This window comes from Martinezella hainanensis, assembly GCF_900094555.1.
In the GTDB taxonomy this organism is placed as follows: Bacteria; Pseudomonadota; Alphaproteobacteria; order Rhizobiales; family Rhizobiaceae; genus Rhizobium; species Rhizobium hainanense.
Map to the genome: position 1 here is coordinate 35,117 of NZ_FMAC01000001.1, position 20,414 is coordinate 55,530.

The window sequence follows — 20,414 nt, forward strand, 5'->3', positions numbered from 1 at the left end:
TGGGTGCCAAAACGCACCGATTGGGAGATTCTCGGTGACAGCAAAGCCTCAGAACCGGGTTTTCGGCAAGCAACGGCGACATCACACCATTATCCTCGCGAGCGGCGATACGGTGCGCCATATGACCGTGCGCCCATGGATGGCCGCCGTCGCCGTCTGCATGGTCGGGATCTTCTCGATCGGCTATCTCCTGGCAACATCCTATCTCGTGCTGCGCGACGATCTCATCGGCGCGACGATGGCCCGTCAGGCGCGCATGCAATATGACTATGAAGACCGCATCGCAGCGCTACGTGCTCAGGTCGATCGCGTCACCTCTCGCCAACTCCTCGATCAGCAGGTCGTGGAGGAAAAGGTCGACAAGCTGATTGAGCAGCAACAGCAGCTCTCTTCACGCAACGGCAAGCTCAGTACCCTGCTCGACAGGGCAGAGAGCTCCGGCCTGACAGACAAGAGCGCACACCCGGATGCCAACGCTGCTGCGCCAAAGAACGAGCACGCCCAGCTGACGTCGCCCAAGGCAATCGAAAAGCTTCTCCTGAGCGGCAGACCGGCTGACGCCACACCCGACAATTCCACGCTCGCCTACGTCCCTGCCCCCGAAACCGTTGCCGACCGAGCTGATCGGGTCTTTTCCAAGGTAACGCTGTCGCTGAAGCATATCGAACAGGATCAGCTGTCGCGAATTCGCAACCTCACCGCCGGTGCGTCTGAAACCGCGAGCGAGATCCAGTCGATCATGCAAAATGTCGGCGTAAAAGTTCCGAACGAAGTCGCGAGCGTCAGCAAGGAAGATACGGACGGCGGCGTTGGCGGCCCTTACGTGCCGCCGGAGAATGTCGATCAGTTCGAACAATCCATGGCCGACCTCGATACAGCTTTGACGCATCTGGAGACGGTGCGCGGCGCGGCCGAAAGCCTGCCCTTCCGCAACCCTGCCCCGGGCAAGCTCGTCACCAGCCCCTTCGGCAACCGCAAGGACCCGTTCTTCGGCACGCTGGCACTTCATACTGGTACCGATTTCCATTTCAGCCCGGGCGAAAAGATCAAGGCCACCGCCCCTGGCAAGGTGGTTTCGGCAGGATGGACCGGCGGTTACGGCAACATGGTGGAGATCGACCATGGCGACGGTATCTCCACCCGTTATGGACATATGGAGCAGGTCCTTGTCAAAGTCGGCGACAAAGTCGGCGCTGGCGACGCGATCGGTCTTGCCGGTAGCACCGGACGCTCGACAGGAACACATCTGCATTATGAAGTGCGCGAGAACGGACATCCCATAGACCCGATGTATTTCATCGCCGCCGGCACGAAACTCGCAAGTTACATCAGCGGATTGGGCGCAATTTAGCTGCGGGAATTGTGACAAACGCGCAACAAAGATGGCACTAATCCGAAAATTGCGTTATGAATGAACTTCAGGCCTGTTGAAGCGCCTGCTTTCCTTGACTTCCCGGGTATTTGGTTCTATGTCGCGCTGCATTGCGGCACGCTCCTGCGTGTCGACTCATGGTGTTCGACTGAACCAAGACGGAATTAGATTTCCCTTTGACAACATTTTCTGACCTTGGCCTGAGCCAAAAAGTCCTTTCCGCGGTGACTGACGCGGGTTACACCACACCGACTCCGATCCAGGCCGGTGCAATCCCCTTTGCGCTTCAGCGCCGCGACATCTGCGGCATTGCCCAGACCGGAACCGGCAAGACGGCCTCCTTCGTGCTGCCGATGCTGACCCTGCTTGAAAAGGGCCGCGCCCGCGCACGCATGCCGCGCACACTGATTCTGGAGCCGACACGCGAGCTCGCAGCGCAGGTTGCCGAAAACTTTGAGAAGTACGGCAAGAACCATCGCCTGAACATCGCCCTGCTGATCGGTGGCGTCTCCTTCGAAGACCAGGATCGCAAGCTGGAACGTGGCGCCGATGTGCTGATCTGCACGCCAGGCCGCCTGCTCGATCATTTCGAGCGCGGCAAGCTGCTGATGAGCGCCGTCGAGATTTTTGTCATCGACGAAGCCGACCGTATGCTCGATATGGGCTTCATCCCGGATATCGAGCGTATCGCCAAGCTCATCCCCTTCACGCGTCAGACACTGTTTTTCTCGGCAACAATGCCGCCGGAAATCCAGAAGCTGGCCGACCGGTTCCTGCAGAATCCGGAACGCGTCGAAGTCGCCAAGCCGGCATCGACGGCGAAGACCGTGACGCAGCGCTTCGTTGCCTCGCACGGCAAGGATTACGAAAAGCGCGCGACGCTGCGCGATCTCATCCGCGCCCAGACGGATCTCAAGAACGCAATCATCTTCTGCAATCGCAAGAAGGACGTTTCCGACCTCTTCCGTTCGCTGGATCGCCACGGCTTTTCCGCCGGCGCACTGCACGGTGACATGGACCAGCGCTCGCGCATGACCATGCTGCAGAACTTCAAGGATGGAAACCTGCAGCTGCTCGTTGCTTCCGACGTCGCCGCACGCGGCCTCGACATCCCCGATGTCAGCCACGTCTTCAATTTCGATGTTCCGATCCATTCGGAAGACTACGTTCACCGCATTGGCCGTACCGGCCGTGCTGGCCGCTCCGGCGCCGCCTTCACCATCGTGACGAAGCGCGACACCAAGCACGTCGACGCGATCGAGAAGCTGATCGGCGAAGATGTTCAGTGGCTGAATGGCGATCTTTCGGCGCTACCGCCGGCTGACGAGAGTGGCGACGACAACCGCTCCTCCCGCCGTCGTGACCAGAAGGGTAAAGGCCGCGACCGGGATCGCAGCCGCGGAGGCCGCAGCGCCTCGAGTCATAAATCTGATATCGACGTCGAGGATAATGACGTCGTAGCGATCGAAGCAGCACCAGCAAAGGCCGAAAGCGTGAAGAACGAGCGCAAGTCTGAGAACAACAATAAATCCCATAACGGTTCTCGCAACAGCCACCGGCCCTTCCCTGCTGCCAATGACGATCACCGGGAGCGCCGCAACCGCTATCGCGATCAGGATGACGGCCCGACGCCGGTTGGCTTCGGCGACGATATCCCGGCCTTCATGCTCATCGTTGCAAACGCCAAGGCCTGATAGATCCTGTCCAGACATGCAGCAGGCCGGCTTGCCGGATGCTGCGTCCAACCTCGGGATCTGAATATTGGGCAAGCCCGGCATCGATTTCCCAGGATTAGGAACCGGTCTCGCGATCCTGCGGGACGGCAAGCTTTTGCTCTATCGGCGCCTCAAGGCACCGGAGGCCGGATTCTGGAGCATCGTCGGCGGCAAAGTCGATCATATGGAGCCCGCCGCCAGGGCTGTTGTCCGTGAAGCGGAAGAGGAAAGCGGCCTTTCCATCGGCGAAATCGACTATCTGTGCACACAGGAGGTCATCGTAGATGCCGACTGCCAGCACTGGGTTTCGCTGATCTATGTCTGCAAGGATTTTTCCGGCGAACCTCGACTGATGGAGCCGGACAAGCTCTCCGATTTCGGCTGGTTCGGCCGCGGCGAATTGCCGGCTCAGCTTTCAGAGTTCGCAAAGGCAACGATCGCCCATCTGAGCGAAGCAGATTTCCGCTGACGCCTATTTGTCCGAACGAAGGGCGGCCTCATAGGCAAGCCGCACCCAGCGAGCCATTTCATCCGGATCATCAAAGGCATCGTCGGGTATCGACCAGTAGGGCATGTTGATGGCCTTGCCCTTCTTGCCCTCATAGGCCCAGCGTCGCGCACCGGCTGCCTCGAATTCGGAAGCGCTGGCATCGTCCGCTTTCAGGAGGATCTCATCGTCTACCTCGAGCGCTAAAATCCGCCCCATATGGTAGATTCCCTTGCCACCGAACATCCGCTTGATGGTGATCGGCCCAAGCGACTGAAACATCTCCTCGATATCGATATTGTCCATTCCCTACCCCTTCAAGACACCACCGGCAGCAACGACGGCCTCTGGCGTATCGACATCAAGATGGGCCGCCTCGCCGATCTCGACATCATTGACCGGAAGCCCCGATGTTTCGATGATATGCCGCGCACCCACATCGCCTTCAAGCCGCATGACCGCGTTCAACACGGATCGTGGCAGGATAACGGGATTGCCGCGCTTGCCGCCGGATACCGCCCGTACGATCGCCTGGCCATTCGCCTGACGAAAGGCTGAGATCAAGGTTTTCAGATCGTCGCTGGTGACGCCGGGCATGTCGGCCAGCATGACAAGAACGCCATCGGCCTTCTGAGCCGTTTGCGTACTGACGCCTGCAACCAGCGAACTGGCCATGCCCGAGACATAATCCGGATTGAACACCGGTTTGACGGCGAGACCGCTTAATACGCCTTCGATCTCATCGCGACGATGCCCGGTGACGGCGACAATATCCGATACGCCACTTGCAATGGCGATAGATGCCGAACGACGCACAAGCGGCACGCCGTCAAATTCGGCCAGAAGCTTGTGCGAACCACCCTCGCCCATGCGGCTCGCCTTTCCGGCGGCTAGCAAGACGATGGCAACCGATATATCCGATGGCGACTTGGCGGCGATGTCGCGCGGCCGCGGGCGTGATTGTATCTCCATGAGCAGACCTCCAACACCCATGCCACCGATATCCTGCCGCGTCGGTCGTTCGCCGGCTAATATGCGATCCAGCACCCAATCGAAACCATTCTCCTTTGGGCTGCGCGCGCATCCCGGCGCCCCGACGACATAGACATCTCCCACGCTGCCCAGAACCAATAAGTTACCGGGATCGACGGGCATGCCGACCTGGATGACCTCGCCGCCGGCAAGCCGGATCGCTTCCGGGATGACATCGCCGGTATCGATGACCGCCGAAGCGCCAAAGACGATCACCAGCTTTGGCATTCGATCGGACGCCGCCAGCGCACGACGGATCGCATCGGCAACGTCTCTTGCCCTGTGCACAACGCGCTCTTCCCGCTGCAGCCCGCTGCCCGAAGGCTGCAGGCGCTGCGAAAGTATCCTCGCCGTCTTGTCCATGACCGAGGCCTTCAGCGACGGCAGCTCCGTGGCAACAAGCGAAACGGCATGCGGTACGAATGGCTTGACCTCGAAAACCGGCATTCCCCTTAGAATCTCGACACCTGCAGCGATTTTAGCGCCCGAAACGGCAAGCGGAATGATCTTGAAGGTCGCGACCATGTCGCCCGCCCGCACAGGTACATGATCGGCAAGACAGGCGAGCGTAATCGCCGGATCGAGATTGTTGATCCGATCGACCGCTTCACGATTTGCAACGAAAAGGCCATCGACAGCGCTATGGACATTCACCCGTCCTGTCGCCGCTTCGGAAAAAGTCAGATGATCGGGTGCGACAGCCCGCGCCAGTCGGTCGGCCGCCTCGTCTTCCATGAGATCGCCCGGCTCGATACGCGCGGCGATAATGTGGTCGATTCCGGCCGCAGCGAGCCTCACGATATCGTCACCGACAAGCCTATGCCCTTTCGAGAAACTGCCATCGGCCAGCCGGACGGAATGGGCGAGAACTGCCCCCTCCGCCTCCGCCGTCAAAAATTCACCGAAGATCATAGCGCAGTGCCTTTTGGCGACGAGACATCCCGCCCGCGAAGCGAACCGATAATTTCAGCCAGAATGGCAACCGCGATCTCGGCCGGGCTTGCGGCGCCGATGGCAAGTCCGATCGGCGCATGAATGCGGGTAAGCTCGGCGTCGGTAAAACCCTCGCGCTTCAAGCGATCGAGCCGGCCGGCATGGGTCTTGCGGCTGCCGAGCGCACCGACGTAGAAACAGCCAGTCTTCAGCGCCTGGATGATGGGTTCGTCATCGATCTTCGGATCGTGGGTCACGGCGACCAGCGCCATATAGCTGTCGAGCGGTCTTTCCTTGAGCGCATCCACCGGCCAGTCGGCAATCAGGTCGATGCCTTCGAACCGTTCCGGCGTTGCAAAGGCAGTGCGCGGATCGATGATCGTCACGTCGAAGCCAGCAAGGGCCGCCATACGCGCCAGGATCTGGCTGATATGCACGGCGCCAATGATGACGATGCGCGGCGGCGGCAGATGCACGTTGAAGAACAGGCTCTGCCCGCCGACATCAAGCGCCCCGGACTTGCCTGAACGGAATGCCGCTGAAGCAGCATCGGCGAGAGCGCCTTCCAGCACATCGCCCTCCACGATCAGCCGATCCGCTCCACCGGAAAGATCAGTGACGAGGATCGCCGCCTGCCGCCTGCGCCGCATCTCATTCAGCCGCGCCAATATCTGACGGTCCATCAGGCGAGCCTTTCAACGTAGACGCGGATGCGGCCGCCGCAGGAAAGGCCGACCCGCCAGGCGGTCTCATCGGCAACGCCGAATTCCAGCATGCGCGACTTGCCGGTCTCGATGACGTCAAGCGCCTCGGTGATGACGGCGCCTTCGACGCAACCGCCGGAAACCGAGCCATGAAAATTACCTTCGCCGTCAATCACGAGATGACTGCCCGAGGGCCGTGGCGCCGAACCCCAGGTATCGACGACCGTCGCCATGGCCACGCTGCGGCCTGCCGACACCCATTCCTCCGCGATCACAAGCGGATCCAGACTTTCGGATATATCTGACATCGGAGCCTCATTGCTTGCCGAGAAACCGTCGCGGATCATAGGTATCCGCGCGGCCGGCTGTAAGGGCCGATACGAGATCGGCCAGAGATAATAGATTGTGAACGGGGCGGAATTCGTCAACATGCGGCAGCATCGCTTTTACACCGCGAGCGCGTGCCTCGAAACCCTCGAAGCGCAGCAAAGGGTTGAGCCAGATGAGCCGCCGACAGGAGCGATGCAGGCGATCCATTTCTTGCGCCAGTAATTCCACGCCTTCGCGCTCCAGCCCATCAGTGATCAAGAGCACGATCGCGCCCTGTCCCAGCACCCGACGCGCCCAGAGTTTGTTGAATTCCGTCAGCGTCTCGCCGATCCGTGTCCCGCCGGACCAGTCGCGCACGGCCACCGCGCATTCATCCAGCGCCTGATCGGGATCCTTGTGGCGCATCGCCCGTGTCACGTTGGTCAGGCGTGTGCCGAACAGAAACGTATGCACACGTCGCCGCCGCTCGGTCAGCACATGCAGGAAATGCAGGAAGATACGCGTATACTGGCTCATCGAGCCGGAGATATCGGCGAGAACGACCAATGGCGGCTGTATTTCCTTCGGTTGCCGAAAGCGCGGCAGAATCAGCGCCCCTCCCGTGCGCAGCGCTGAGCGCATGGTCGCCCGCGGATCGACCTTGACCGGCGTGAGGGATGGAGCAAAACGGCGTGTACGGACCCGGTCGAGCGGCAATCGCAGCTTTTCGAGTTCCTTCTTGGCGACCGCAATCTCGGCTGCCGACATCTGCGCGAAGTCCAGATGGCGCAAGACCTCACTGCCGGAGGTGGTAAAGCGCGCGTCGATCTCGACATCAGGCGTCTCGTGCTGCGGCTGCCGGTCGTTGCGATTGTTCAGCAAGGCATCGCTTGCCCGGCTCTCACCCGGCTTCGGCTTTTCCTTCTCGCGATGATCCGGGGCAACAGGCGACATCATCGCGATCATCTTGGCGACCAGATCGCGCGAGCGCCAGAACAGCCGGAACGCTTCGTCGAAAACAGCAAGATCTTCATGCCGCTTGACGAAGACGGAACAGAGGGCGGCATGGAACTCGTCGCGGGAGCCGATGCCGATAGCCTCGACCGCTTCGATAGCGTCGGCAATGGCACCGGGTCCGATCTTCAACCCGGCCTTGCGCAGCGTCCGACCGAACAGCACGATATTATCGGCGAGCCGCCCGTCACCGGCTGGTGACGACGCTACGATAGTGCCATCTTGCCCACCCGGTTCCATGGCTCAACCTGCTGCGAGCAGCTCCAATTTCACTTCATCCAGAACGCGCTTGCCCTCGGCGCCCTGGATGCGAGCGATATCATCCTGGTATTTCAACAGTGTGCCCAAAGTGTCAGAAACTGTTTCGGGATCGAGCGCCAGACGATCGAGTTCGGTCAGGGCGGTCGCCCAGTCGATCGTTTCGGCAACCCCCGGGTTCTTGAAAAGGTCGAGCGTGCGCAGCTTCTGCACATAGGCGACGATTTGATGCGAAAGCGCTTCGTTGCAGCCAGGCACCTTGCGGCGAATGATTTCGAGCTCCTGCTCGGCCTGCGGATAGTCGACCCAATGATAGAGGCAGCGCCGTTTCAAAGCGTCATGCACTTCGCGCGTTCGATTGGTGGTGATGATGACAATCGGCGGCTCCGCGGCGCGGATCGTGCCGAGTTCCGGCACCGTCACCTGAAAATCGGACAGCACTTCCAGCAGGAAGGCCTCGAAAGCCTCATCCGTGCGATCCAGCTCGTCGATCAAGAACACGGGCGCGCGTCCGCCAACGGCCGATAGCGCTTGCAGCACCGGACGGCGGATCAGATAGCGCTCGGAAAAGATATCCGCCTCGATACGGTCGCGATCAGTGAGGCCCGATGCTTCGGCGAGCCGTATTTCCAGCATCTGGGCCGGATAGTTCCATTCGTAGACGGCCGAGGAAACATCAAGCCCTTCGTAACACTGCAGCCGGATGAGCGGCCGGTCGAGAGCCTTCGACAGGACCTTGGCGATTTCGGTCTTGCCGACACCGGCCTCGCCCTCCAAAAAGAGCGGCCGCTTCATCTTCAACGCGAGAAAAAGAACCGTGCCGAGCGCGCGTCCGGCCAGATAGTCATGAGCGCCGAGCAGCGCCATCGTCTCATCGATCGAACTCGGCAGCGAAGGTAATGTCTGATCCGCCATGATAACTCCCTTGCAGGGGTTATAGCGTGTGATAGCCCCGGTTCATATAGAGCAATGCCGGCTTTGGCTCGCTGTAGCGTATGGCCATCACCTCGCCGAAGATGATGTTGTGCGTGGACGCCTGCTTGATCTCGAGCACGCGGCAATCGAAAGCGGCAAGCGCATCGCTGAGCACGGGCGCACCCGTCACCAACGTCTCGAACTTGCCGGCAGCGAAGCGTTCGTCCACGGTAAGCTGCGTCTTTCCAGAAAAGGCGTCGGCCAGGGATTGATGGTCCGCACCAAGGGTATTCAGAGCAAAAATGCCGCTCTTGAAGAATATCTCGTTCTTGGCGTTGCTATTATTTAGGCAGATCAGAACAGTGGCCGGGCTATCCGACACCGAACAGGCGGCGGTGATCGTGACACCACGTCGTTCCGAACCTAGCGCGGTCGTCACCAGCTGCACATGCCCCGCATAACGGCTCATGGCATCGCGATAAAGCGCCGGGTCCATACGTTGCCTGTCTAGCACCACCGTCTCCTTTGTTGAGTCGTGCTTGCCTGTCATTCAATATGACGGTCAGGTGTTAGCTTTTCTACAATAGCATTATTGAAAACAGAGCGATTTTGCTGCTTTTTCTTTGACGATGCCCTTGAGACGGATAAATAGGGCAGGAAAATTGTCCGGGATACTCCATCGATGAACGTTCTGCGTCGCCTTCCGCTCCTGTTTGCGCTGCTTTCGGCAGCCGGCAGCAGCTATGCCGCTGGAATCCACATCGGCGTCGTGGCACCGCAGGACGGTAATTTCGCGACGCTCGGCGCACAAATCATCGCCGGCGCCAATTTCGACATACAAGCGCATAACAACACGGCGACCATTGTCGGCGAGCCCTGTACCGAAGATGGCGGCCGGGCCGCCGCCGAAGCCCTAATTGCGGCAAAGGTGCAAGTGGCAATCGGCTTTCTCTGCACGGAAACACTGGAAGGTGCCTTGCCGCGCCTTAAGGAAGCCGGCATTCCGGCGATTACCGTTTCTGTGCGCTCGCGCATCCTCATGGAAGATGCACTGAAGAATGGATGGCCACTCTTCCGCCTCGCCCCGGTCGATAGTGCCGAGGCGGCGATGGCCATCACCACCATCCTGAAAAATTGGGCAGCAGAGCCGATGGCGCTGATCGACGACGGCACGATCCACGGACGGGAGCTGGTTGGGGCGATCCGCAACGCTCTTGAGGAAAAAGGCCTGAAGCCCGTCTTCACGGATACTTATAGGCCGGGCCAAGACCAGCAGATCGCGCTTGTGCGCCGTCTCAAGAAGGCCGGTGCCACGCGCGTTTTTATCGGCGGTGATCGCAGCGATGTCGCAGTAATTGCACGTGACGCCAAGAACGAAAATATTCCGCTAACCATCATGGGCGGCGATGCAATGCGCGCCGCTGATCAGCCGGTACCTCTTCTGGAAGGTGTGCAGGCAATTGCACTGCCCGACTATGCCAATCTGTTCGTAGCACAGCCATACGTACAAAATTTGCGCGCCGCCGGTATCGAACCGGATGGATATGTTCTGCCGGCTGCGGCCGCCTCTCAGATCGCCAATCAGGCTGGGGAAGATGCAAAAAAGGCAGGAAACAAGTCTATAGCCGATGAGCTTGTCGGTACGTCTTTCCTGACTGCAATCAACGTGTTCACGTTCGGCCCTAACCACGAATTGACCGAAAATCCTTATTGGCTGCAAGAATGGCGTGGCAACACCTTCGTGCGAGTTAAGGCTCCGTCGAACTAAGGCGATCCGTTCCGGCGGTTGTTCGCCCGCAAGAGCGGTGCTAATCCAGACGCGAAAAAACAGATGGAGTGCAGCTACCCATGACCTTGCCGATCCGCATTGCCCCTTCCATTCTCGCAGCAGACTTCGCCAAGCTCGGACAGGAAGTCAAGGATGTGACCGAAGCCGGAGCCGACTGGATCCATCTCGACGTCATGGATGGCCATTTCGTGCCGAATATTTCGTTCGGCGCCGATGTCATCAAGGCGCTTCGGCCCTATACGACAGCCACCTTCGACTGCCACCTGATGATCTCGCCCGCCGACCCCTATCTGGAGGCCTTCGCCAAGGCCGGCTGTGATCGCATCACGGTTCATGCCGAAGCCGGCGTGCATCTGCATCGCTCGCTGCAGACGATCCGCCATCTCGGCAAGAAGGTCGGCGTCACCCTCAATCCGGCAACGCCGCTTTCCATCTTGGAAAACGTGCTCGACGATATCGACCTGATCCTGATCATGTCCGTCAATCCCGGCTTCGGTGGCCAGAAGTTCATCCCCGCCATGGCCGACAAAATCCGCAACGCCAAGTCTATGATCGGTGACAGGCCGATCGAGCTCGAAGTCGATGGCGGCGTCTCGGTCGAGACCGCTCCGCTCATCACGGCGTCCGGCGCCAACGTCCTCGTGGCCGGCTCTGCCATCTTCAAGGGCGAATCGGTTGAAGCCTATCGCCAGACCGTTGGCGATCTCCGGGCTGCCGCCGAACGAGGCCGCGTTGGATCAAACTAATCCAACCAATGTCATTACAGCGACGGGCCGGACACGGTCCGTCGCCTCGCATTGTTTGGAAATCTTCGCTGGCGCCATCGGTTGGGGCGCGGCCATGGCCGCATCGGCACTTGCTGCCCTCTATTTGCGCAATGGCCTTCTGACCAGCCACCTCACCGCTCTCATGCTCGTCTATTTCTTTGGCGGCGCCCTTGCCTGGCCCGTTCTCGTGCCGCTTGCACGGCGTTTCACCCGCCGGCGGCCGATCAGCGCCCGCTTCGCGGCCTTCTTCCTGGCGCTGTCCATCGGCACCGTGGCTATGACGGCATTTCTCTTCGCCATGGACTATCGCTGGTTCTATTCCCGCTGGCACGCGCCGTTCGGCTCACTCATCTGGACGTTCCAGTTTCTCTTCACCGGCGCCAGCGCCGTCTACCAGTTCGCCGTCCTCGGCCTCATCCTGTTTATGCCGCTCGGCCTGCTATGCCTGATCGTCGTTTCGGCCTATCTTGCGCGACAAGTCCGTTGAGGCGCTCAAAAGACTGCTCCGACAAACATTGTGCCCATGAAACATTGTGATTGCCGCCCGTCTTTGTTATGGGGGCGCCGAGTTCTCCCTTTCCGTCAGCCAAGAAAGCTTTGAGCCTATGATCCCGCGCTACTCCCGACCGGAAATGGTCGCCATCTGGTCTCCCGAAACCAAATTCCGTATCTGGTTCGAGATCGAGGCCCATGCCTGTGACGCGCTGGCCACTCTCGGCGTCATTCCGAAATCCGCAGCCGACACCATCTGGGAAAAGGGCGGCAAGGCGACCTTCGACGTCGCACGTATCGACGAGATCGAGGCCGTCACCAAGCACGACGTCATCGCATTCCTGACGCATCTGGCCGAAATCGTCGGCCCCGATGCCCGTTTCGTCCACCAGGGCATGACCTCCTCCGACGTGCTCGACACCTGCTTCAACGTCCAGCTCGTGCGCGCCAGCGACCTGCTGCTCGCCGATATCGACAAGCTGCTGGAGGCCCTGAAGCGCCGCGCTTTCGAGCATAAGGACACCGTCACCATCGGCCGTTCGCATGGCATCCACGCCGAACCCACCACCTTCGGCGTCAAGCTGGCGCTTGCCTATGCCGAATTCGAGCGCTGCAAGCAGCGCCTGATCGCCGCCCGCGAGGAAGTCGCTACCTGCGCCATCTCCGGCGCCGTCGGCACCTTCGCCAATATCGACCCACGCGTCGAAGAGCATGTCGCGGCCGCCCTCGGCCTGAAGCCGGAGCCGGTCTCGACCCAGGTCATCCCGCGCGACCGTCACGCGATGTTCTTCGCGACCCTCGGCGTCGTCGCCTCCTCGATCGAGCGTCTCGCCACCGAAATCCGCCATCTGCAGCGCACCGAAGTTCTGGAAGCGGAGGAATATTTCTCTCCGGGCCAGAAGGGCTCGTCCGCCATGCCGCACAAGCGCAATCCGGTGCTGACGGAAAACCTGACGGGTCTTGCCCGCATGGTCCGCTCCTACTCGATCCCGGCCATGGAGAACGTCGCCCTCTGGCATGAGCGCGATATCTCGCACTCGTCCGTCGAGCGCATGATCGGCCCGGACGCGACCGTCACTCTTGATTTCGCGCTCGCCCGCATGACAAGCGTCATCGACAAGCTTCTCGTCTACCCGGACAATATGATGAAGAATCTGAACAAGTTCCGTGGACTTGTTCATTCGCAGCGCGTGCTGCTGGCCCTCACTCAGGCTGGCGTTTCCCGTGAGGATTCCTATCGCCTGGTCCAGCGCAACGCCATGAAGGTCTGGGAAGAAGGCAAGGATTTCCTCGAGGAACTGCTCGCTGACCAGGAAGTGCGTGCGGCCCTCTCGGAAGAGGACATCCGCGAGAAGTTCGACCTTGGCTATCACACCAAGCATGTAGGCACGATCTTCAAGCGGGTTTTCGGCTAGAATTTCCCGTTTTCGATTGCGCTTTTCCTGAGGCGGTGCGGCTGACGCGCCGCCTCTTGCTTTTGTTCGCGGATTTGGTTGCGATAGCGCGATTATGCTCGATGCTGTCGCCAACCTTGCCTTTGTGTTGTTCATGGTGGCGCTTTGCCGCCTTCTCGACCAGCCAATCGAGGTGCTTCAGATCCTCTTCATCGAGGTTCTCGATTCCGACAAAGCGATTCTCGGCCGCGCTCGTCAGGATGAGTTCGTTGAGCTTGGCCTGGATGGCTCGCGTATCGCGCGTCTGCGCATTCTGGAGCAGAAAAACCATCAGGAAGGTGACAATCGTCGTACTGGTGTTGATGACCAGCTGCCATGTGTCCGAATAACCGAAGATCGGCCCAGTAGCGGCCCAGAGAACGACGGAGAGCAGGGCAAGCACGAAGATGGCCGGCTTGCCGGTCCATTCCGAAACAACGACTGCGAAGCGAGTGAAAATATGCGTAAGCCGCGCCATGATCCGCATCTCCTGATGATGCGGATCAACGTAGGAAACCGCGCCGCGGTTCCAACAATGGCGTCGCGTCGCCTATGTGGGTTGCACTAGCACTTAGCCTTCAACCGCAACCAGCTTGCGATAGAGATGCCAGGACGCATGGCCAAGGACCGGCATGACGACGGCCAGCCCGGCAAAGATCGGGATAGTACCGATCACGAGCAGCGCCGTCACGATCAGGCCCCATACCGCAACAGGAACCGGATTGGTGAGCGTTGCCCGGATGCTGGCATCGATTGCGGCGACGACGCCGACATCACGGTCCAGCAGCAGCTGGAAGGTAATGACCGTTGTCGCCAGCGAGACGAGAGCGAAAATGAAGCCAATCAGATCGCCCCAGAACATCATCGCCATGCCCTCGCGTGTCGTCAGCACGCTCGAGATGAAGGAGGACAGCGTCGGCGGCACACCATCGCCGAAGTAGATGTAGTAGATATTCTGCGCCACGACGAGCCAGACGATGAAGAGCCCGAACAGCATGAGGCCGGCGACAATGATCGACGGCAAGGCCGACGAGAAGCGCACGTCGAATGCATGGCTCCAGGACGTATCGAGCCCCTTTTCCCGCCGCCGGCTGATCTCGTAGAGGCCGATCGCGGCCAGCGGCCCGAGCAGGGCAAAGCCGGACATCAGCGGAAACAGCAATGGTAGCAGATTCTGATCGGTGCTCCAGATCGCCAATGCAATGCCGGCAATCGGATACATCAGGCACAAGAAGACATAATGCGATGGCTTTTCGCTGAAATCGTCCAGCCCCATCTTCAGGGCGTCGACGAGATCGGCGATACCGATCTTACGGATGGCGGGACGCGTAAACGTGTGATCCGCTCCGCCCATGACGTGAAAGGCCGTCATAATGCTCTCCTCCTCAACCGTGGTGCTCGGTTGGCGGTGCAAGATGGCGGCAAAATGGCTGCCGACATCGTCATTCGCTACCGGCAACGGCAATCCTAGCAAATTTTGCCGCAATTGTCGCCTTTTTCCCTTGACAGTTGGGTTCACCTTTTCCACATCGGCGAGATCATGAAAGCCTCCGACGCAAACATCCTCATCATCCCCGGCTATACCAATTCCGGCCCCGACCACTGGCAGACGCGCTGGGAGCAGAAGCTCTCCACCGCGCGGCGCGTGGAACAGGCGGAATGGTCGAAGCCCGTGCGCGATGATTGGGTGGCGCGCATTGCCGAAGAAGTGAATGCCTCGGACAAGCCCGTCGTACTGGTCGCGCATTCGCTCGGCGTTCCCTCGGTGATCCATGCGATCCCGCATTTTCGCAACAAGGTTGCAGGCGCCTTCTTCGTCGCGCCGCCCGATGTCGCCAATTCCGGAATCCGGCCGAAGCACCTGATGACATTCGGCCCCTACCCACGCGATCCCTTGCCGTTTCCGTCCATCACGATCGCCAGCCGCAACGATCCCTTCGGCAGCTACGAACATGCGGATGATATCGCCAACAGCTGGGGCTCAATGCTGATCGATGCCGGCGAGGCCGGCCATATCAATACCGAATCCGGCCACGGCCCCTGGCCTGAAGGCACGATGGTCTTTGCCAAGTTTCTCAGCCAGCTGAAGCCGTAGTATTATTGGTAAGCGATGATGGATAGAGGCATGCCTCGCCTCACTAGCCTGTGAAGTACCGGGCACCTTCATTCCATCGTCAGATAAAAGCCTGTAAAACAGGCCATGACAGCACCCCGATTCCCAGCATTGGCACCCCGCCGAGGCCGGAATTGCGAGGAAGGAGGCGCAGGCGGATTGTGAATTCGCTTCTTATCCGTTATGGGGACGCCCACATACGATCCACTTGCGCTGTCCCATGAGCGCCAAAGACAGAGAACAATACCAATGAACCGTCGCCGCCGTATTTACGAGGGCAAGGCCAAGATCCTTTACGAGGGGCCTGAGCCGGGCACGCTGATCCAGTTCTTCAAGGACGACGCCACCGCCTTCAACAAGAAGAAGCACGAAGTCATCGATGGCAAGGGTGTTCTGAACAATCGTATCTGCGAGTACATTTTCAGCCATCTGAACAAGATCGGCATTCCCACGCATTTCATCCGCCGCCTCAACATGCGCGAGCAGCTGATCAAGGAAGTGGAGATGATTCCGCTCGAGATCGTCGTGCGCAATGTCGCCGCCGGCTCGCTCTCCAAGCGCCTTGGCATCGAGGAAGGCGTGGTGCTGCCGCGCTCGATCATCGAATTTTATTACAAGTCCGACGCGCTCGAAGACCCGATGGTCTCCGAAGAGCATATCACGGCCTTCGGCTGGGCCAATCCTGCCGAGCTCGATGACATCATGGCGCTTGCCATCCGCGTCAACGACTTCATGACCGGCCTTTTCCTCGGCGTCGGCATCCAGCTCGTCGATTTCAAGATCGAATGCGGCCGCCTCTTCGAAGGCGACATGATGCGCATCATCCTCGCCGACGAAATTTCGCCGGACAGCTGCCGTCTCTGGGATATCGAAACCCATGAGAAGATGGACAAGGATCGCTTCCGTCGCGATATGGGCGGTCTGCTCGAAGCCTATTCCGAAGTCGCTCGCCGCCTCGGCATCATCAATGAAAACGAACCCGTGCGTGGCACGGGACCGGTTCTCGTCAAGTAAGTTCAGGAAGGACAATCGTGATCAAGGCTCGTGTAACCGTCACGCTGAAGAACGGCGTTCTCGATCCGCAGGGCAAGGCAATCGAAGGCGCGCTCGGCGCCCTCGGCTTTGACGGCGTCCATCAGGTTCGCCAGGGCAAGGTCTTCGATCTCGAGCTGGAAGGCACCGACAGGGCCAAGGCGGAAGCCGATCTGAAAGCCATGTGCGAAAAGCTTCTCGCCAATACGGTCATCGAGAACTTCAGCATTTCGATCGACTGATTGTCGCCCTTCGCGAGCCGTCCTTCCTTTGTCGGAGGCAATGGGGTATGGCTCACGAAGCAAATTCCAGCGATTACTCTTCGCCACTTGCGGGACCAGCATCATGAAATCAGCAGTCGTCCAACTCCCCGGCCTCAACCGTGACCGCGACATGATCGCGGCGCTGACCAAGATTTCCGGTCAGGCGCCGGTGACCGTTTGGCAGACGGAGACCGAGATCCCGGATGTCGACCTGATCGTCATTCCCGGCGGCTTCTCCTACGGCGATTATCTGCGTTGCGGCGCGATCGCCGCCCGCATGCCGATCATGCAGGCGATCAGGGACAAGGCCGACAAGGGCGTCAAGGTTTTGGGCGTCTGCAACGGTTTCCAGATCCTACTGGAAGCCGGCATGCTGCCCGGCGCGCTGATGCGCAATGCCTCGCTGAAGTTCGTCTGCCGCGAGGTGAAGCTGGAAGTCGTCAATGCCGAAACGGACTTCACGGCCGCCTATGCCAAGGGTCAGGTCATCCGCAGCCCCGTTGCGCATCACGACGGCAACTATTTTGCCGATGCCGAAACGCTGAAGGCGATCGAGGATAATGGCCAGGTGGTGTTCCGCTATGCCGAAGGCACCAACCCCAACGGCTCCGTCAACGACATTGCCGGCGTGATGAACGCCAAGGGCAACGTGCTCGGCATGATGCCGCATCCGGAAAACCTGATCGAGGCAGCCCATGGCGGCAGCGACGGCCGCGGCCTGTTTGCCTCCGCGCTCGGCGTGATCGCGGCCTGATAGGCCGTCCCGCTATCGGAACCTTAAAATCGGCGTCTTTGGATAGAACAGCAGGGCGCCGGAAAGTGATCCGGCATCTTCGGCAGACCAGCCCTAACCGCTTCATTGGAAAGAGATTGATGCGCCCTCGCCTCCCGACAGGACTTTATTCCGCCGCTGCCATCGCGATGCTTGGGCTGCTGGTCACCTCGTGCGGCCCGCGTCCGCCGAGCATCACCGCGACCGATCACAGCGCGCTGTCGACGATGGAGCGCATCATGCTCAATGCCAATGCCTGCTGGTTCAAGTCTTCGGACCCGGCCTTTGCCAGCTATCAGCTCGCTCCGGAGCTCAATTCCTTCACCGGTCGCCCGCGCATCCTCGTGGTCGACAAGAAACATCCGACCGGCCGGCCGTCGCTCGTTGTGCAAGCGGAAGGCAATCCCGCGCAGCTGCAGGCCTTCGGTCCGATGATGTCAGGCGCTTCCGGCGGCCGCATCACGGGTGACGTCAATCGCTGGGCTGGTGGCTCCAAGGCTTGCAGCTAGGTCGACGGCCCTAGGCTTTCCGCTTCACGGGGAAGCCTCGCAGCCAGCGCATGACGTGCCCTTTACCCAGGGATCATTGTCATGGACAGGTTTATCATTCTTTCCGGCTGCTCCGGCGGCGGTAAATCCACGCTCTTAGAGGCGCTCAAGCTCCGCGGTTACCACATCGTCGAGGAACCAGGCCGCCGTATCGTCATCGAGGAATTGCAAGGCGATGGATCGGCCCTGCCATGGGTCGATGCGCCGGCATTCGCACGTAGGGCAATCGCCATGTCGCTGAAGGATCGCGAAAACGCAACCGCGTTCCCGGGTACTGTCTTCTTTGACAGGGGGCTGATCGATGCAGCATCGGCACTCGAACACATGACGGGCGAGCCCGTCTTGGCGTCGCTCGGCCGAATGCATCGCTACAGCAGACATGTCTTCCTGACGCCGCCCTGGCCGGAGATCTATGTCGGCGATCGCGAACGGAGGCACGATTTCTCGGCCGCCGTCTCGGAATATGACCGGCTGAGCGCTGCCTACCCAACACTTGGCTACGAAATTCATGTTCTGCCGAAAGTCAGCGTCGGGGAACGTACGGACTTCGTTCTTTCCATTCTGGGACTTGGGTAGGCAGCGCAGGCCGCGCCTGATGTTGGGCAGGCCTGCTTGACAACCCCATCAATCCCAAAAGAACGACTTTTTGACTTCCTTGGCTGCCTCGCGGCGCGTCAGGCCGATGTCGCACAATTGATCGTCCGTCAAATCTCGTAGGACCTGCCGGCTTTCGCGCTTCTCCAGCCAATGCAGGTAAAATGTCCAAAGCCGACGTACTACATGCGGCCTTGGCTCTGCCGCTGTAATCCCCATGCCCACCGAACGGGCTTCTCGCGCCTCGGTCGAGCAGATTGTATCTATTGTACTCATATTCACTTCCATAGAACGGTGACAATTATGATGCATCGAGCCAAACGATACAAATTGACTCATACTCTTGACTCGATAACAGGGACAATCTAGGAAATTGTCATTATGACAAATTGGCTCCCTGACATTTCCAGTGGCAACGGACCGGTCTATATCCGCGTTGCCGACAGCATCGAGAACGCGATCACGCACGGCGTTCTGCCGCCCGGCACCAAGCTGCCGCCACAACGCAATCTCGCCTACGATATCGGTGTGACCATCGGCACCGTGAGTAGAGCCTATGCACTTGTGCATGAACGTGGCCTCGTAGCTGGCGAGGTCGGCCGCGGCACCTATGTTCTGGAGCGCTCGAACGGCAAGCAGATCGAGCTCGTCGATCCCATCACCCAAGCACTCTCCGGCACTCGCGGCCTGAATACGCCTGACGCCAAGATCCGCTTCGACACCACTGCCGCTCCTGACATCGGGCAGGGTGCGATCATCGGCAAGCTCTTCGCCGACATCAGCAGCGAGCACCAGACGGAGATCTCCTCCTATTCGCGGAACTTCCCGGCGAGCTGGTTTGAAGCGGGACAGATCTGGCTTGCCCGAAACGGCTGGCAGCCAGCAATCGAGACAATCGTACCGACACTCGGTGCCCATGCCGGCGCCATAGCCGTCATTTCGGCCGTCACCTCGCCGGGCGACAAGATCGTCTTCGAGAACCTGACCTATACGCAGATCAGCCGCGCCGCGCGCCTGCTCGGACGCCGCACGATCCTGGTGGATTCGGACGAGCACGGCATGATCCCCGAGGATTTTGAGCGCCTGTGCCAGCAGCAGCACCCGCGCCTCGCCTTCCTGATGCCGACAGCCCACAATCCCACGCTGGTGACAATGCCGGAGGCAAGACGCCGGGCGATTGCCGCGATTGCGCGCCGGCACAGCGTCTGGCTGATCGAGGACGATCTGTATGGCGGCATGACCGGCGACCAGAACCCGCTTATGGCCACCATTGCGCCGGAGCGAACTTTCGTCGTCAGCAGCCTGTCAAAATCCGTAACGGCTGGCGTGCGCGGCGGCTGGGTCGCCTGCCCGCCGCATTTCGCCCAGCGCATCAAGGTCACGCACAAGATGACAACGGGCGGTCTGCCGTTCATTCTGGCCGAAACCTGTGCCCGGCTCGTGCTGGGCGGCCATGCCTTGGAGCTGCGTCGCAGATCTGTCGAGGAGATCAAGGCCCGCGAGCAATTGGCGCGCGAGGCATTATCAGGCTTCGAGTTCAACTCGCATCCGCATCTGCCGTTCCTGTGGCTGAAGCTGCCTGAACCCTGGCTGTCAGGCACATTCAAGAACGCTGCCCTCTCGGAAGGCGTGCTCATTGATGACGAAGATGAATTTAAGGCGGCCCGAATCGACAGGGTTTTCCACAGGGTCCGCGTCGCTTTTTCGTCGCCGCCACAGCGAGAAGATGTCGCCATGGGCTTCATGACTTTACGCAGGTTGTTGGAAAACGGCTCATCAGGATACGATAGTCACATTTAAGCAAGCCTTATCAATTTATCGACAGACATCTTGCGCAATTGCGATTTCGCTATCTCGACACTTAGCACGCTA

At 59.8% G+C, this 20,414-nt stretch carries 24 protein-coding genes; 14 read left to right on the forward strand and 10 right to left on the reverse strand.

Annotated elements, in window-relative coordinates:
• The first annotated feature begins 34 nt into the window (after positions 1 to 34).
• The 3 genes from GA0061100_RS00180 to GA0061100_RS00190 all read left to right on the forward strand — a co-directional run bounded on the left by GA0061100_RS00180 (position 35) and on the right by GA0061100_RS00190 (position 3,556).
• Positions 35 to 1,351 (forward strand): M23 family metallopeptidase, encoded by a 1,317-nt coding sequence (locus tag GA0061100_RS00180; protein WP_075850615.1) that lies wholly within the window; start codon positions 35 to 37, stop codon positions 1,349 to 1,351.
• 197 nt (positions 1,352 to 1,548) lie between these two features.
• Positions 1,549 to 3,066 carry a DEAD/DEAH box helicase gene (locus tag GA0061100_RS00185; RefSeq protein ID WP_075850616.1) on the forward strand — a complete coding sequence of 506 codons (1,518 nt, stop codon included), beginning with the start codon at positions 1,549 to 1,551 and terminating at the stop codon, positions 3,064 to 3,066.
• Between the two features lie 67 nt (positions 3,067 to 3,133).
• Positions 3,134 to 3,556 carry an NUDIX domain-containing protein gene (locus tag GA0061100_RS00190; RefSeq protein ID WP_075850617.1) on the forward strand — a complete coding sequence of 141 codons (423 nt, stop codon included), beginning with the start codon at positions 3,134 to 3,136 and terminating at the stop codon, positions 3,554 to 3,556.
• A 3-nt stretch (positions 3,557 to 3,559) separates the two neighbouring features.
• Here GA0061100_RS00190 and GA0061100_RS00195 read toward each other — a convergent pair whose 3' ends face one another.
• From GA0061100_RS00195 to GA0061100_RS00225, 7 genes are read right to left on the reverse strand one after another with little or no spacing between them, the layout of a single operon-like run.
• Positions 3,560 to 3,880 carry a TfoX/Sxy family protein gene (locus tag GA0061100_RS00195; protein ID WP_075850618.1) on the reverse strand — a complete coding sequence of 107 codons (321 nt, stop codon included), beginning with the start codon at positions 3,878 to 3,880 and terminating at the stop codon, positions 3,560 to 3,562.
• 3 nt (positions 3,881 to 3,883) lie between these two features.
• Positions 3,884 to 5,518 carry an NTP transferase domain-containing protein gene (locus tag GA0061100_RS00200; protein ID WP_075850619.1) on the reverse strand — a complete coding sequence of 545 codons (1,635 nt, stop codon included), beginning with the start codon at positions 5,516 to 5,518 and terminating at the stop codon, positions 3,884 to 3,886.
• Positions 5,515 to 6,222 carry an XdhC family protein gene (locus GA0061100_RS00205; RefSeq protein WP_075850620.1) on the reverse strand — a complete coding sequence of 236 codons (708 nt, stop codon included), beginning with the start codon at positions 6,220 to 6,222 and terminating at the stop codon, positions 5,515 to 5,517. The genes GA0061100_RS00200 and GA0061100_RS00205 overlap by 4 nt, the downstream gene beginning before the upstream one ends.
• On the reverse strand, positions 6,222 to 6,551 hold the full coding sequence (locus tag GA0061100_RS00210; protein ID WP_069613195.1) for an XdhC family protein: 330 nt from the start codon (positions 6,549 to 6,551) through the stop codon (positions 6,222 to 6,224). Before GA0061100_RS00210 ends, GA0061100_RS00205 begins: the two co-directional genes overlap by 1 nt.
• A 7-nt stretch (positions 6,552 to 6,558) precedes the next feature.
• The gene (locus GA0061100_RS00215) at positions 6,559 to 7,806 is read right to left on the reverse strand and encodes a vWA domain-containing protein (RefSeq protein ID WP_075850621.1); all 1,248 of its coding nucleotides are present in this window, start codon (positions 7,804 to 7,806) and stop codon (positions 6,559 to 6,561) included.
• Between the two features lie 3 nt (positions 7,807 to 7,809).
• Positions 7,810 to 8,739 (reverse strand): AAA family ATPase, encoded by a 930-nt coding sequence (locus tag GA0061100_RS00220; protein WP_075850622.1) that lies wholly within the window; start codon positions 8,737 to 8,739, stop codon positions 7,810 to 7,812.
• Between the two features lie 19 nt (positions 8,740 to 8,758).
• Positions 8,759 to 9,235 carry a flavin reductase gene (locus GA0061100_RS00225; protein WP_208621517.1) on the reverse strand — a complete coding sequence of 159 codons (477 nt, stop codon included), beginning with the start codon at positions 9,233 to 9,235 and terminating at the stop codon, positions 8,759 to 8,761.
• A gap of 186 nt (positions 9,236 to 9,421) precedes the next feature.
• On the opposite strand from GA0061100_RS00225, the gene GA0061100_RS00230 reads away from it, so the two are divergent.
• The 4 genes from GA0061100_RS00230 (at position 9,422) to purB (ending at position 13,202) form a co-directional block, all read left to right on the forward strand.
• Positions 9,422 to 10,507: a branched-chain amino acid ABC transporter substrate-binding protein gene (locus GA0061100_RS00230; RefSeq protein ID WP_075850624.1), complete on the forward strand. Its 1,086-nt coding sequence runs from the start codon at positions 9,422 to 9,424 to the stop codon at positions 10,505 to 10,507.
• 80 nt (positions 10,508 to 10,587) lie between these two features.
• Entirely contained in the window at positions 10,588 to 11,274 is a 687-nt protein-coding gene (gene rpe / locus GA0061100_RS00235) for a ribulose-phosphate 3-epimerase (RefSeq protein WP_075850625.1), read from the forward strand.
• Between the two features lie 94 nt (positions 11,275 to 11,368).
• Entirely contained in the window at positions 11,369 to 11,782 is a 414-nt protein-coding gene (locus GA0061100_RS00240) for a hypothetical protein (RefSeq protein ID WP_244557746.1), read from the forward strand.
• A 118-nt stretch (positions 11,783 to 11,900) separates the two neighbouring features.
• Positions 11,901 to 13,202 carry an adenylosuccinate lyase gene (gene purB / locus GA0061100_RS00245; RefSeq protein ID WP_075850627.1) on the forward strand — a complete coding sequence of 434 codons (1,302 nt, stop codon included), beginning with the start codon at positions 11,901 to 11,903 and terminating at the stop codon, positions 13,200 to 13,202.
• Here the strand turns inward: purB and GA0061100_RS00250 are convergent.
• Together GA0061100_RS00250 and GA0061100_RS00255 are read right to left on the reverse strand one after the other, a co-directional pair.
• Positions 13,183 to 13,698, reverse strand: coding sequence for a low affinity iron permease family protein (locus tag GA0061100_RS00250; RefSeq protein ID WP_075850628.1), 516 nt, complete (start codon positions 13,696 to 13,698; stop codon positions 13,183 to 13,185). The two genes, purB and GA0061100_RS00250, sit on opposite strands and share 20 nt — an antisense overlap.
• Positions 13,699 to 13,791: 93 nt before the next feature.
• Entirely contained in the window at positions 13,792 to 14,592 is an 801-nt protein-coding gene (locus GA0061100_RS00255; RefSeq protein WP_075851822.1) for a DUF2189 domain-containing protein, read from the reverse strand.
• A gap of 168 nt (positions 14,593 to 14,760) precedes the next feature.
• On the opposite strand from GA0061100_RS00255, the gene GA0061100_RS00260 reads away from it, so the two are divergent.
• The 6 genes from GA0061100_RS00260 (at position 14,761) to GA0061100_RS00285 (ending at position 18,524) form a co-directional block, all read left to right on the forward strand.
• A complete protein-coding gene (locus tag GA0061100_RS00260) occupies positions 14,761 to 15,315 on the forward strand; it encodes an RBBP9/YdeN family alpha/beta hydrolase (protein WP_075851823.1) in 555 nt (184 codons plus the stop codon).
• Between the two features lie 267 nt (positions 15,316 to 15,582).
• The gene (gene purC, locus GA0061100_RS00265; protein ID WP_004108877.1) at positions 15,583 to 16,347 is read left to right on the forward strand and encodes a phosphoribosylaminoimidazolesuccinocarboxamide synthase; all 765 of its coding nucleotides are present in this window, start codon (positions 15,583 to 15,585) and stop codon (positions 16,345 to 16,347) included.
• Positions 16,348 to 16,364: 17 nt separating this feature from the next.
• Positions 16,365 to 16,607 carry a phosphoribosylformylglycinamidine synthase subunit PurS gene (gene purS / locus GA0061100_RS00270; protein ID WP_075850629.1) on the forward strand — a complete coding sequence of 81 codons (243 nt, stop codon included), beginning with the start codon at positions 16,365 to 16,367 and terminating at the stop codon, positions 16,605 to 16,607.
• A 103-nt stretch (positions 16,608 to 16,710) separates the two neighbouring features.
• A complete protein-coding gene (purQ, locus tag GA0061100_RS00275; RefSeq protein ID WP_075850630.1) occupies positions 16,711 to 17,382 on the forward strand; it encodes a phosphoribosylformylglycinamidine synthase subunit PurQ in 672 nt (223 codons plus the stop codon).
• 119 nt (positions 17,383 to 17,501) lie between these two features.
• On the forward strand, positions 17,502 to 17,909 hold the full coding sequence (locus GA0061100_RS00280) for a hypothetical protein (RefSeq protein WP_075850631.1): 408 nt from the start codon (positions 17,502 to 17,504) through the stop codon (positions 17,907 to 17,909).
• A gap of 81 nt (positions 17,910 to 17,990) precedes the next feature.
• Positions 17,991 to 18,524, forward strand: a complete 534-nt coding sequence (locus GA0061100_RS00285; RefSeq protein WP_075850632.1) for an AAA family ATPase — start codon at positions 17,991 to 17,993, stop codon at positions 18,522 to 18,524.
• A 48-nt stretch (positions 18,525 to 18,572) separates the two neighbouring features.
• Here GA0061100_RS00285 and GA0061100_RS35515 read toward each other — a convergent pair whose 3' ends face one another.
• Entirely contained in the window at positions 18,573 to 18,881 is a 309-nt protein-coding gene (locus GA0061100_RS35515; protein ID WP_425298632.1) for a DUF1127 domain-containing protein, read from the reverse strand.
• A gap of 42 nt (positions 18,882 to 18,923) precedes the next feature.
• Here GA0061100_RS35515 and GA0061100_RS00295 point away from each other — a divergent pair, with 42 nt between their 5' ends.
• A complete protein-coding gene (locus tag GA0061100_RS00295) occupies positions 18,924 to 20,342 on the forward strand; it encodes an aminotransferase-like domain-containing protein (protein ID WP_075850634.1) in 1,419 nt (472 codons plus the stop codon).
• The last annotated feature ends 72 nt before the right edge of the window (positions 20,343 to 20,414 follow it).